The following is a 13255-nucleotide window of genomic DNA, read 5'->3' as shown; positions in this document are numbered from 1 at the left end:
CTAATTAATAGACGGCGCATTATAAGGGTTTTTTGTCCTTTTAATAGGATTGTGCTTATAATGGCCTCGCATATATAGGATCAATCTGAGCTTGTTTGCGCAAGTGCTCGATTTTTAAGAGGATTTTGTTGTGCTGGCGAATCTGTTTGGCAAGAAGAGCAAGTCTCTTCTTGGCGTGGACATCAGTTCCACGTCGGTTAAAGTCCTGGAGTTAAGCCGCAATGATGATCGCTATCGGGTCGAGGCTTATGCTTCCGAGCCCCTTCCTCCCAACGCTGTGGTAGAACAGGGCATTAACAACGATGAGGAAGTCGGAGAAGCGATTCGCCGAGCCATTGCAAAATCCCGCTCAAGTGCCAAATTGGCAGCTCTGGCTGTTGCCGGATCATCGGTGATTACCAAAACCATCCAGATGAGTTCCAGTCTTAGTGATAACGAGATGGAAACCCAGATCCGTCTGGATGCTGATCAATATATCCCGTATCCCCTCGACGAGGTTGCTCTGGATTGGGAGCGTCTCGAATCTCCTGCCAATAACAAGGAAGTGGTGATGGTCCTGTTGGCCGCGTGCCGTACTGAAACGGTGGAGCGTCGCAAGGATGTGGTCGAATACGCAGATTTGCAGGCCACGGTAATCGACATTGAAGCATTTTGTACCGAACGCGCATTCAGTCTCATCAAGGAACAGCTGGATGGTGATAACGTCCAGACCGTTGGTGTTCTGGATATCGGTGCAACCATGACGACTCTTAACGTGATCCACAAAGGTGCATCGGTTTATACCCGTGAGCAGCTTTTTGGCGGTCGCCAGTTGGTCGAGGACATTATGCGTCGCTATGGCCTTAACGAAGACGAGGCTGCTCTGGCACGTAATGGTGATGGACTTCCGGATGACTATGAACCTGAAGTTCTTGAACCGTTCCGTGCTGCGGTGGTGCAGCAGGCCAGTCGTTCATTACAGTTCTTCTATTCATCCAGCCAGTTTAACGATATTGATTATCTGATTCTTGCAGGTGGCACTGCATTACTGCCTGGTTTGGAAGACAAGATCCGTACTGAGTTGGGGCTTTCGGTTATGGTAGCTAATCCGTTCCGTCATATGACTCTGGCGAAAAACGTCAATGCAGCAGCGCTGCATGCTGATGCGCCGTCGCTGATGGTTGCTTGTGGTCTGGCGATGCGAGGATTCGACTGATGGCCAAGATTAACCTTCTGCCCTGGCGCGATGCTTATAAAAAGCAAAAGCAAAATGAATATCTATCCGTTCTTGGATTGGTGGCTTTTGCGGCTTTTGCCGTAGTTTGGGCTGGTAAAACCTATTTTGATGAGCAGATTGCTGGTCAGGAATATCGCAACCAGTATTTGGTGAGCCAATCACAAATTCTGGATGGCAAGATCAAGGAAATCCAGGAGCTGACCAATACTCGTGATCAACTGATCGAGCGTATGGAGCTGATTCAGGATTTGCAGGGTAAACGTCCGGTTATTGTGCGTGTTTTTGATGAAATTGCTCGTGCCGTCCCTGAAGACCTTTATTTTACTGATCTGGAGGTCAAACAGAATCAGGTGACTGTCAAAGGCGTTGCCAAGTCCAACAACCGCGTTGCGGCCTTGATGCGTAACTTTGATCGTTCTGAATGGTTCGCTGACCCAGCATTGATGGTGGTGCAGGCGGATAAGTCCGGGGGTAACCGTTTCGAAGTAACCATGAAGCGTGTTGAGCCTGGCTCCCAGGAGGAAAAATAAACATGGCTAAGGGAAAGAGCTTGGATGTTGGGGGGCTGTTTGAGCAGCTAAAGTCAATTGACCCTAATGACATTAACAACATCGACTGGGAAGACATGGGCTCATGGCCCATTGCGGGCAAGATTTTTTTTGCTTTTTTGGTTGCTGTAGCAGTGATGGTTGGCGGCTACTTTTTTCTGGTTGATGATCTTCGAGGTCAGCTGGCCAACTCTATTTCGAAGGAAGAAGTACTCAAAAAAGATGTAGAACAAAAGTCTTTTCGGGTGGCTAATTTGGATCCATACCGCGAGCAGCTGAAAGAAATGGAAGAGACTTTCGGTACATTGCTGAAGCAACTGCCAAAGGACACCGAAGTTCCGGGCCTGATTGATGATATCAGTGCCACGGCGTTGGGCGCTGGTTTGCAGTTGAATGCAATCGCGCCGGAATCAATCGTCCAGACCGAGTTTTATAAGGAACTGCCGATCAATATCCGCGTTGCGGGTGGTTACCACGAAATGGGCGCCTTTGTGTCTGGGGTGGCGGCATTACCGCGTATTGTGACCCTGCATGACTTTACGATCGTTGCCGATAAAGATGGTGAGCTCAGTATGATGATTCTTGCCAAGACCTATCAGTATGGATCCGACGAGAGTGGTGGTAAATCAGGTGCTCCGAGGCCTGCTGCTAACCGCAATGGAGGCAACAGATAATGAAACACGCCTCTTTGATTTGCGTCATGGCTTTCGCAACGGTTTTACAAGGCTGTGGTGGTACTGCTGATACGTCCGACCTTCAGCAATATGTGAACGATCTGCAAAAACGTCCGCGAGGCCGTATTGAGCCGATCCCGGTATTCAAACCTTACGAATACTTCAGTTATAGCGCAGCTGGTCTACGCTCTCCATTTGAGCTGCCGGTTGTTGTGGATGAGAGCCTGAAATCGGCCGGGCCGGATAGTGATGTACGTCCCGATCTCGATCGCCCGAAAGAGCATCTGGAGCAATATCCATTGGCAGAACTGGCTATGAAAGGCACCATGTCGGGCTCGGATGGTATTCTGTGGGCTTTGGTTCGGGATGGTGACGGTGGCACCGTGCGTGTGCGTGAAGGCTCCTATATGGGCCAAAACCACGGGCGTATCATCAATATTTCTGAAAACCGTATGAACCTCATCGAAATCGTGCCAAATGGCCTGGGTGGGTGGGTAGAACGCCCGAAAACAATTGCACTGGACGGAATTGGCGGAGAAGACTGACATGAAACTGGTTAAAGCCCTGCACTCACTGCTCACGGCGCTTTCTGTGGTAGCGCTGCTGGCGATCGCTGGTCAGGCATCTGCCACCAATCTCAAGAATATTCAGTTCTCCTCTCTGCCGGGGGATGTAACCGAAATTCGTCTGGATTTCGACAGCGCCCCGCCACAAATCAGCGGTTACACCATTGAAAAGCCCGCACGTATCGCGATCGATATGCCGGGAGTGGTCAGTGATCTCAAATCCAAAAGTCATCAGATTGGCGCTGGTAATGCTCGTAGTGCTGTGATCGTTACCGCGCAGGATCGTTCCCGGCTGGTAATCAATTTGTCCCGTCTGGTGGCTTATACAACTCGTGCGGATGGTAATTCGCTGTTGGTGCGTGTTGGTGCTGAAACCAGTGGCAGTCAGTATTCGCAATCTCAACCTCTGGATTCTACTCCTGGGCTGACACCATCTGATGCTGCTGGTATGAAGGTTGTTAACGTCGACTTCCGTCGTGGTGAGCAGGGCGATGGTCAGGTATTGGTGCTGTTGAACGATGCCCGTGCGTCTGCCAATGTTCGTCGCGAAGGCAATCGCATTATTGCAGACTTGGGTAATGTTCGTTTGCCAAAAGAACTGAGCCGTCGTCTGGATGTAACCGATTTTGCGACGCCTGTCCGCTTTGTTGATACACAAGCTCAAGGTGGTGGTACTCGTGTGATTATTGAGCCTGGTAAAGATGATTTTGAATATCTGGCTTATCAAACAGACAAACTGCTGTCGATCAACATTACCAATGTGCCAGATGATTCTGCGCAGGACGAGCGTAAGAAGAAATTTCCTTACACTGGTGAAAAACTGTCTCTGAACTTTCAGGATATTGAAGTCCGTGCAGTGCTGCAGCTGATTGCTGACTTCACTGGTCTGAACCTGGTGGCATCGGATACCGTTCAGGGCAGTATCACTCTGCGTTTGCAAAACGTGCCATGGGATCAGGCTCTGGATCTGGTACTGAAAACCAAGGCTCTGGGCAAGCGTCAGATGGGTTCGGTATTGCTGATCGCGCCAGCTGAAGAGATTGCTGCTCGTGAAAAGATCGAGCTGGAAGCGGTAAAACAGGTTGAAGAGCTTGCTCCGCTGGTTCAGGAATTCATGCAGTTCAAGTATGCCAAGGCTGCTGATATCGCCAAAATCCTGACTTCTGATCAAGGTCTTTTGTCGGAGCGTGGTACTGCGGTAGTGGATGAGCGCACCAACACCATTCTGATGAAAGACACCGCGACCAACCTGGAAAAAATCCGCGAAGCGCTGGTGATGCTTGACGTGCCGGTGCGTCAGGTGCTGATTGAGGCCCGTATTGTGGTAGCCACCACCAGTGTGGGTGAAGAGATGGGTGTGAAATGGGGCGGGGCAGTTGCCAAGGATAATGGATCTAATTGGATAACAGGAGGTGGGAGTCAAACTACTATTTCTGAAACCAACCAGATTCTGTTTGATCGCGCCAGTGGCACCAGTACTGCTACATCCGATATTGATCTCGACTCTGCCAATATTGTGGACTTTGGTGCAACATCTGCGAGTGCTTCAAGTTTTGCAATTGGATATCAGACGGCTGATTTCTTGCTGGATCTGGAATTGTCTGCAATTGAGACTGATGGTCGAGCCGAGATTGTGTCACAGCCTCGTGTAATTACGGCAGATGGCCAGAAAGCACTGATTGAATCTGGTACCCAGATTCCATACGAAGAGTCGACTTCCAGTGGTGCTACGAGTGTTACCTTCAAATCAGCAGTGCTGAAGCTTGAAGTGACTCCTCAGATTACTCCGGACGACCGTATCATTATGGATCTGGTGATCAACCAGGACTCCATTGGTGAAGAAACCAGTGCTGGTCCTACAATCAATACCAACTCGGTTCAGACCCAGGTGCTCGTAGACAATGGCGAAACAGTGGTACTCGGTGGTATCTTCCGTGCCGAGGAAGTGGTTTCCGTCAGCAAGACCCCATTCTTTGGTGACTTGCCGTTGATCGGATCCCTGTTCCGGTACTCCTCAAAGTCTGATGACAAGAGTGAGCTGTTGGTCTTTATTACGCCACGGCTGGTGAAGGATACCTTCAACACCAGATAGTTTATGCCATCTGATCAATCAATATTCCTTGTAGGGCCAATGGGGGCGGGTAAAACCACCATTGGCCGTTTGCTTTCCAGTGAGCTCGGTATGGAGTTTGTCGACTCCGATAAATACATTGAGGAACGCTGTGGCGCCACTATCCCCTGGATTTTTGACATGGAGGGGGAGGCTGGTTTTCGCGATCGCGAAGAGCAGGCTATTGACCAGCTGACGCTGCGCTCGGGCGTAGTGTTGGCAACGGGTGGTGGCGTGGTGATGCGGGATCTCAATCGCGAGCATCTGTCATCCCGAGGCGTTGTGGTTTATCTCTGCACATCCGTTGAGCAGCAGATTGCCCGTACCGCCAAGGACAAGAATCGCCCTCTGTTGCAAACTGCCAATCCTGCGCAGGTGCTGCGGGATCTCTTTAAAAAGCGTGACCCCCTGTATCGGGAGGTAGCAGATATTATTCTGCAAACTGACCAGCGTAATCCGCGCTGGGTGGTCAGCGAACTCAAGAAACGAATCAAGGCGATGGAATCATGAAAACCCTAACCGTCGATCTCGGTGATCGCAGTTACCCAATTCATATCGGCAGTGGATTGCTGGGGCAGTCTGCTCTGTGGACTCCGCATATCCGTGGACGTCAGGTCATGATTGTGACCAATGAAACCGTTGCACCTCTTTATCTGGCCAAAGTGCGTGAAGCTCTGACAGCTTATCAGGTTGATGAGGTTATCCTTCCTGATGGTGAACAGTATAAGAATCTGGATACCCTGAATCTGATTTTTGACGCGCTGCTGTCACGTACTCACAATCGTACCACTACGCTGGTGGCTCTCGGCGGTGGTGTGGTCGGAGATATGTGTGGTTTTGCTGCCGCCTGTTATCAGCGTGGCGTTGATTTTATTCAGGTGCCAACGACGTTACTGTCACAGGTTGACTCCTCCGTTGGTGGCAAGACTGGTGTCAACCATGCCTTGGGCAAAAACATGATTGGTGCGTTTTATCAGCCCAACGTGGTACTGATTGACACGGATACACTGCAAACCTTGCCGGATCGTGAACTGTCTGCCGGTATGGCGGAAGTGATCAAGTACGGACTGATTGCGGATGCCGGTTTTTACCAGTGGGTTAGTGACAATATCAGCGGTTTGATGCGTGGTGAGGCCGATTTGCTGGCGACTGCCATTGAGCGCTCCTGTGCTTGCAAGGCTGATGTGGTTGGTCAGGATGAAACCGAAACCGGTATTCGTGCCATTCTCAACTTTGGCCATACCTTTGGACATGCCATCGAGGCGCATCAGGGCTATGGTGTGTGGTTGCATGGCGAAGCTGTTGGCACGGGAATGCTGATGGCGGCAGATTACGGTTATCGGACTGGCAAAATAACTCGCGCTGAACTGAATGGTCTGCGTGTCATGCTGGAGCAAGCTGGATTGCCGATAGTGGCTCCTGCTGACATGGGCTGTGAAGATTTTCTGTCACGTATGAGGATTGATAAAAAGGTCATGGATGGTCGGATTCGTCTGGTATTACTGGAGAAAATCGGTGAAGCGTTTGTTACAACGGATATTGATACAAATGCCTTGAACCAGACTCTCTGTGCCGGCGCCCAGCTCGGCTACTAACAACGCGGGAATAGCAGGGATATACCGTGGTCGACAACACTCCTGAACTTGGCGGACAAGTACCCGCCATGCCGGAAGAATACTCCAGTCCGGCGCGTTATCTTGAACTTGTATGCCATCTGGCAACCTATTCTCCATTGCTGGTAACTGTCGGTGGGGCTGATTCAGAGTCCTTGCATGAGCTTGCTGTTGCGGTCGTGGCAACTTATGGAGCCAGCAATGTTTGCCACCTTGATGGTCCGGGTCTGTTTGCTGCTGACAATGGTAGTCAGCTACTGCTGGTGCGTATTGCGCATGCTCTGGGGTTGAAGCAGCTTCCAAATGATCCAATCGCTGCTCGTCAGAGTATTTTGGAAACTGCGGAAGCTCGCCTTAATACTCGTAAAGAGCCACTACTGGTGTTGATCGAAGGTAGTGAAATTCTCTCACCCGTCGCGTTGAATGAGATTGCACAGCTGGCGCTGATGGCGTCCCACAAGATTGCTTTTGTACTGTTCGGTACTGGTGGATTTGAAATCCTGATCAAGGACAGCCCTGCCAGTGCGCCTCGTTATCGAATTCAGCTGGCTCCGACAAGGCCACCGGTCAAGGTTCGTCCTGAGCAAGCGGCTTCTGCAATAGTGAGCGTGTCTGTAATGCCTGTGGCCGAGCCTGTTGTATCTTCATTTGAAGAGCCGCCAGTGGTTAACGCTCGCATGGAGCCAATCCTGCCGGTTGTAGAGCCTGAAGAGCGCGAAATTCCTATGGACTTGGGTCAGGATATTGAACCGCTGACGTCTATGACTGATGTTCGGTCTGATGCGTTCTCCGAGCCGCAAGGTCCTGTAACAGGCGATATTCCTCCTGTCAGTTTACAAGAGCGACGTCCGAAAAAGCCGGTGCGTCCTCCCCTGATTGATATGGCAGGTATACAGGCAAAAATGAGTGGCTGGATTGATTCTGTGAAATCGGGTGTTGCCATGCGTGGTAATAAAAAAGCGGTTCGTCCTGATGCTCGCAAGGTGGTTGCCAATGAGCCATCGTCTGGTCGTAAAGGCAAGACCGGTGGAAATAACGCGAATAAGGGAAGTGGATTGCCAGTTACCTGGATGTTGGGTGCCAGCGCTGTTCTGGCCGTTATTCTGGGCGCCATGTTGTACACCAGTGGTGATGAAACTCCTGTAACCATGACCACCAGTTTGCCCCCGGTGGTATTGGGTGGTGGAAATACTCCTTCTGTTGGTGAAGGTGCCAAGCCGTCATTCGCCACGGCTGGTGCACAGCAACCTGCCGGATTGACGCAAATGGAACCTTCAGGCAGTTACAAGCTGTCCGATACCGTTGAGTCTCAGCCACAATCCCGTTACGTTGCGAGTTCTGCTACTGCTGCGGGTGGTGAAATGGTGCAGAGCCAGAAGGTCGTTGCAGCGCCAGCGGCAATCAAGCCTGCGGAAATTGAACAACCGAAAATTGTGTTGAATCCGGCTGCGACGACAGTGCCGAAACCGGCTGCTGCACCAGCCCAGGCCCCCAAGCCGGTGGCGCCTGCGCCGGTAACGAAGCCTGCTGCTCCGGCAGCCAAACCAGCTGCCTCTGCGAACAACAGCGGCCGCCTGGCGCCGATTCTCAACGCGCGTGCGGGTAGTCATGTGATCCAGATGCTGGGTTCCAGTGAGCGCAAGGGAGCAGAAGATTACGTAAACAAGTGGTCTTCGCAGGTCAAGCCCGGCCTTTACTGGTTCGAAACAACACGTGATGGCAAGCCGTGGTTTGTGGTAGTGTCCGGTGCCCTTCCGGACAAAAAGGCTGCCCTGGCTGCAGCAGCACAGCTGCCAACCGGCATCAGAACGGCGTCGCCGTGGGTGCGGGATGTCAGTCAGATCCAGCAGCAGATCAATCAGGTTGCTGCCAACAAAAAATAACGTCTGATCAATACATAATCCGTAAACACTGACTTGCACATTTGTGAGTCAGTGCACGGATGTGTAGAATGGGCGTCCTTTTGTCTTGAGGTTGCTCAATTTTTGAGCACTTCGCGGCGTTCGCCGCAGATAATATTAATTCGTATTAATGGTGAGAGCTGTTCTATGAGAACTGGTCTGTATACTCCAGGCGACTACAAGGACAACTGTGGCTTTGGTCTGTTGGCTCATCTGAAGGGTCAGCCAAGCCATGAGCTGTTGAAGACAGCGATCCGATCCCTGACCTGCATGACCCACCGGGGTGGTATTGCGGCTGACGGCAAGACCGGTGATGGCTGTGGTCTGCTGATCCAGAAGCCCGATTCATTCCTGCGCGCGGTAAGCGCTGAAGCAGGTATCCAGTTGCCTGAGCAGTATGCAGTTGGCATGTTGTTCATGGATCTGGATGACGCGGTATATGCGTCCCAGAAAGCTGCAGTTGAGCAGGCCATTCAGCAGCAAGGTCTGTCTGTACTGGGCTGGCGCGTAGTGCCAACCAATAATGAATGTCTGGGCCCGATCGCACTGGCAAGCCTGCCGCGCTTTGAGCAGGTGTTTGTAGCTGCGGCTTCCGAAATGGACGACACCACGTTCAGCGTCAAGCTGTTCTATGCCCGTCGTTACGCCGAAAAAGCTCTGGTTCAGTATCCGGATTTCTATTTCTCCAGCTTCTCTGACCGCGTGCTGACCTATAAAGGTCTGACCATGCCGGTTGATCTGCCTAATTTCTATCTGGATCTGGGCGATGAGCGTATGGAAACCTCGGTGTGTGTATTCCACCAGCGTTTCTCTACCAACACCATGCCACGTTGGCAGCTGGCTCAGCCATTCCGCATGCTGGCTCACAACGGTGAGATCAACACCATCCAGGGCAACCGTAACTGGGCCAATGCTCGTGGTGGCAAGTTTGAAAGCCCGCTGCTGCCAGGTCTGTCTGATCTGGCGCCAGTGGTGAACACTACCGGTTCTGACTCTTCCTCCATGGACAACATGCTGGAACTGCTGACCACTGGTGGTATGAACCTGTTCCGTGCGATCCGTATGATGATTCCGCCTGCCTGGCAGAATGTTGAAACCATGGATCCGGATCTGCGTGCATTCTACGAATACAACTCCATGCACATGGAAGCCTGGGACGGCCCGGCTGGTCTGGTTATTACCGACGGCCGTTACGCTGTGTGTGGTCTGGACCGTAACGGTCTGCGTCCATCCCGTTGGGTGATCACCAAAAACGACTTCATCACTGTGGCGTCAGAAGTGGGCGTGCATGATTACAAGCCGGAAGATGTGGTTGCCAAAGGCCGTGTTGGCCCGGGTGAGATTCTGGCGATCGATACCCAGGAAGCCAAACTGCTGCGCACTGCCGACATCGACAACGCGCTGAAGTCCGAATTCCCATACAAGAAGTGGCTGCGTGAAAACGCCATCCGCATCGAAAGTGAACTGTACCTGCAGAAAGCCGACATGGAACCTGTGTCCGGCCAGCTGCTGGACACCCAGCAGAAGCTGCACCTGATCACCTTTGAAGAGCGTGACCAGGTTCTGCGTCCTATGGGGGAAGAAGGTCAGGAAGCGACCGGCTCTATGGGTGACGATACCCCAATGGCCGTGTTGTCCCGTCGTGTTCGTCACGTTGCTGACTTCTTCCGTCAACAGTTCGCCCAGGTAACCAACCCTCCGATCGACCCGCTGCGCGAAGCGATCGTAATGTCTCTGGAAACCTGTATCGGTGCTGAGAAGAACGTATTCGAACAGACTGCTGACCACGCCAACCGCGTGATCCTGACTTCTCCGGTGCTGTCACCAATGAAGTTCAACGGTCTGAAGAACCAGGCTTCCTCTGCTTTCCGTCACATTGTGCTGCCGCTGGCCTTTGATCCAGCTACCGGCCTGAAGCAGGCGATCCAGAACCTGGCTGATGCTGCCGAAGCCGCTATCCGTGAAGGCAACGTCATCCTGATTCTGAGCGACCGTGAGGTTGCCCAGAACCAGTGGCTGATTCCTGCGGTTATGGCGACGGGTGCGGTTCACCACCGTCTGGTTCAGAAAGGTCTGCGTACCAACGGTAACATCGTGGTTGAAACCGGTGATGCACGTGACCCGCACCACTTTGCCGTGTTGCTGGGCTTCGGTGCGACTGCCGTTTACCCATGGCTGGCGTACAGCGTTCTGACCGACCTGCACCGTTCCAACGAACTGCTGGGCGACCCGCTGAAGTCTCTGCAGAACTATCGCAAGGCAATCCGCAAGGGCCTGCTGAAAGTGATGTCCAAGATGGGCATTTCCACCATTGCCTCTTACCGTGGCTCACAGCTGTTTGAAGCGGTTGGTCTGGCACGTGAAGTGGTGGATCTGTGCTTCTGTGGTGTGACTTCCCGTATCGGTGGTGCCACCTTTGCTGACTTCGAAGAAGATCTGGGTCAGATCAACAAACACGCCTGGACTGCTCGCAAGAAGCTGGATCAGGGTGGCCTGCTGAAATATGTACACGGCGGCGAATACCACGCTTACAACCCGGATGTGGTCAAATCCATCCAGGAAGCGGTACAGAACAACAGCCAGTCTGCTTACAACCAGTTTGCTGATCTGGTGAACCAGCGTCCGGCTGCCACCATTCGTGACCTGCTGTCGATCCGCAAGGACATTCAGCCGATCGACATCAGCGAAGTGGAGCCTGCCGAGAAACTGTTCCCACGTTTCGACACTGCAGCCATGTCGCTGGGTGCCCTGTCTCCAGAAGCTCACGAAGCGCTGGCGATGGCAATGAACGAACTGGGTGGCCGTTCCAACTCCGGTGAAGGCGGTGAAGATCCTGCTCGTTACGGCACTGTGCGTAACTCCAAGATCAAGCAGATCGCTTCTGGCCGTTTTGGTGTAACTCCTGCTTACCTGGCCAGTGCCGAAGTACTGCAGATCAAGGTTGCCCAGGGTGCCAAGCCAGGTGAAGGCGGTCAGCTGCCGGGTGGCAAGGTCAACGATCTGATTGCGACCCTGCGTTACTCAGTACCGGGCGTAACCCTGATTTCTCCACCTCCACACCATGACATCTACTCCATCGAAGACCTGGCACAGCTGATCTTCGACCTGAAGCAGGTGAACCCGGAAGCTCTGGTTTCCGTGAAACTGGTATCCGAACCAGGTGTTGGTACGATCGCTGCCGGTGTGGCCAAGGCCTATGCCGACCTGATCACCATCTCCGGTTACGACGGTGGTACTGCTGCATCGCCGCTGACTTCTATCAAGTACGCCGGTTCTCCATGGGAGCTGGGTCTGTCTGAAGCTCACCAGGCGCTGCGTGCCAACGACTTGCGTGGCAAGGTGCGTGTGCAGACTGACGGTGGTCTGAAGACTGGTCTGGACGTGGTGAAAGCGGCCATTCTGGGTGCAGAGTCCTTCGGCTTCGGTACTCTGCCGATGGTTGCTGTCGGTTGTAAGTACCTGCGCATCTGTCACCTGAACAACTGTGCGACCGGTGTTGCCACCCAGAACGATGATCTGCGTGACAAGCACTACATCGGTACTGCCGAAATGGTTAAGAACTACTTCCGCTTCCTGGCTGAAGAAGTGCGTGGCTGGATGGCTCAGCTGGGCGTTCGCACCATGGAAGAACTGATCGGTCGTACCGATCTGCTGGAAGTGCTGGGTGGTGACACCTCCAAACAGCGTAACCTCGACCTGATGCCGCTGCTGGTGAACGACCAGATTCCGGCCGACAAACCACACACCGTTCAGAGCGCGCGCAACAAGCCGTTCGACGAAGGTTTGCTGGCTGAGCGTATGGTTGATGAAGTTCTGCCTGCTATTGAAGGCAAGACTGGCGGTGAATTCGCCTTCACCATCACCAACTGTGACCGTTCTATCGGTGCGCGTCTGTCTGGTGAAATCGCCAAGCGTTATGGCAACCAGGGTATGGCCGATGCGCCAGTGCGCCTGAACCTGACCGGTGTTGCTGGTCAGTCCTTCGGTGTGTGGAACGCCGGTGGTCTGGAAATGGTTCTGGAAGGTGATGCCAACGACTACGTGGGCAAAGGTATGACTGGCGGCAAGCTGGTGATCTACCCACCAAAAGGCTCTGCCTTCAAGTCCAATGAAACTTCCATCATTGGTAACACCTGTCTGTACGGTGCAACTGGCGGCAAACTGCTGGCAGCTGGCCGTGCCGGTGAGCGTTTCGCCGTACGTAACTCCGGCGTTCACGCCGTTGTTGAAGGTGCTGGCGACCACTGCTGTGAATACATGACTGGCGGTATGGTGTGTGTACTGGGTAATACCGGTTACAACTTCGGCGCGGGTATGACTGGCGGTTTCGCTTACGTTCTCGATCGTGATAACGGCTTCGTGGATCGTTACAACCACGAGCTGGTGGATATCCACCGCATCACCAACGAAGAAACCGAAGCGCACCGTAACCACCTGCGCAGCGTGATCCGTGAGTTCGTTGCTGAAACTGGCAGCGCCTGGGGTCAGGAAATCCTGGAAGACTTCGATGGCTTCATCGGTCGTTTCTGGCTGGTTAAACCAAAAGCCGCTGATCTGCAGCAGCTGCTGAAAAACACCCGTGCTCGTCCTGAGTAATCAGCGCGATAACAGGACGAGATAGAGAGGT

Annotated in this window: 9 protein-coding genes; all 9 read left to right on the top strand. The window is 52.8% G+C overall.

Features of this window, described 5'->3' with window-relative positions; all coding sequences use genetic code 11:
• Window positions 1-130: 130 nt before the first annotated feature.
• The 9 genes from OUO13_RS19455 (at window position 131) to gltB (ending at window position 13224) form a co-directional block, all read left to right on the top strand.
• The gene (locus OUO13_RS19455) at window positions 131-1195 is read left to right on the top strand and encodes a pilus assembly protein PilM (RefSeq protein ID WP_346429374.1); all 1065 of its coding nucleotides are present in this window, start codon (window positions 131-133) and stop codon (window positions 1193-1195) included.
• Window positions 1195-1746, top strand: coding sequence for a PilN domain-containing protein (locus OUO13_RS19450; protein ID WP_283175572.1), 552 nt, complete (start codon window positions 1195-1197; stop codon window positions 1744-1746). The genes OUO13_RS19455 and OUO13_RS19450 overlap by 1 nt, the downstream gene beginning before the upstream one ends.
• A gap of 2 nt (window positions 1747-1748) precedes the next feature.
• Window positions 1749-2438 (top strand): type IV pilus inner membrane component PilO, encoded by a 690-nt coding sequence (locus OUO13_RS19445; protein ID WP_283175571.1) that lies wholly within the window; start codon window positions 1749-1751, stop codon window positions 2436-2438.
• Window positions 2438-2983 (top strand): pilus assembly protein PilP, encoded by a 546-nt coding sequence (locus OUO13_RS19440; protein WP_283175570.1) that lies wholly within the window; start codon window positions 2438-2440, stop codon window positions 2981-2983. The genes OUO13_RS19445 and OUO13_RS19440 overlap by 1 nt, the downstream gene beginning before the upstream one ends.
• Window position 2984: 1 nt before the next feature.
• Window positions 2985-5096 carry a type IV pilus secretin PilQ gene (locus OUO13_RS19435; RefSeq protein WP_283175569.1) on the top strand — a complete coding sequence of 704 codons (2112 nt, stop codon included), beginning with the start codon at window positions 2985-2987 and terminating at the stop codon, window positions 5094-5096.
• Between the two features lie 3 nt (window positions 5097-5099).
• Complete coding sequence (gene aroK / locus OUO13_RS19430) at window positions 5100-5624, top strand: shikimate kinase AroK (RefSeq protein WP_283175568.1); 525 nt, start codon at window positions 5100-5102, stop codon at window positions 5622-5624.
• Window positions 5621-6709, top strand: a complete 1089-nt coding sequence (aroB, locus tag OUO13_RS19425) for a 3-dehydroquinate synthase (RefSeq protein ID WP_283175567.1) — start codon at window positions 5621-5623, stop codon at window positions 6707-6709. Before aroK ends, aroB begins: the two co-directional genes overlap by 4 nt.
• A 26-nt stretch (window positions 6710-6735) precedes the next feature.
• Window positions 6736-8610, top strand: a complete 1875-nt coding sequence (locus tag OUO13_RS19420; protein ID WP_283175566.1) for an SPOR domain-containing protein — start codon at window positions 6736-6738, stop codon at window positions 8608-8610.
• A 165-nt stretch (window positions 8611-8775) separates the two neighbouring features.
• Window positions 8776-13224 (top strand): glutamate synthase large subunit, encoded by a 4449-nt coding sequence (gene gltB / locus OUO13_RS19415; protein ID WP_283175565.1) that lies wholly within the window; start codon window positions 8776-8778, stop codon window positions 13222-13224.
• Window positions 13225-13255 lie beyond the last annotated feature (31 nt).

It is taken from the genome of Parathalassolituus penaei, from assembly GCF_026626885.1.
In the GTDB taxonomy this organism is placed as follows: domain Bacteria; phylum Pseudomonadota; class Gammaproteobacteria; order Pseudomonadales; family Oceanobacteraceae; genus Oceanobacter; species Oceanobacter penaei.
The sequence above is the reverse complement of the archived record's forward strand: the minus strand, read 5'-3'. Positions and strand labels throughout refer to the sequence as shown.

What these genes read in the sequence shown, in the direction of transcription:
- OUO13_RS19440 (WP_283175570.1), top strand. Translation starts at nt 2,438, where the DNA reads ATGAAACACGCCTCTTTGATTTGCGTCATGGCTTTCGCAACGGTTTTA.
- gltB (WP_283175565.1), top strand. Translation starts at nt 8,776, where the DNA reads ATGAGAACTGGTCTGTATACTCCAGGCGACTACAAGGACAACTGTGGC.
- OUO13_RS19450 (WP_283175572.1), top strand. Translation starts at nt 1,195, where the DNA reads ATGGCCAAGATTAACCTTCTGCCCTGGCGCGATGCTTATAAAAAGCAA.
- aroK (WP_283175568.1), top strand. Translation starts at nt 5,100, where the DNA reads ATGCCATCTGATCAATCAATATTCCTTGTAGGGCCAATGGGGGCGGGT.
- OUO13_RS19445 (WP_283175571.1), top strand. Translation starts at nt 1,749, where the DNA reads ATGGCTAAGGGAAAGAGCTTGGATGTTGGGGGGCTGTTTGAGCAGCTA.
- OUO13_RS19435 (WP_283175569.1), top strand. Translation starts at nt 2,985, where the DNA reads ATGAAACTGGTTAAAGCCCTGCACTCACTGCTCACGGCGCTTTCTGTG.
- aroB (WP_283175567.1), top strand. Translation starts at nt 5,621, where the DNA reads ATGAAAACCCTAACCGTCGATCTCGGTGATCGCAGTTACCCAATTCAT.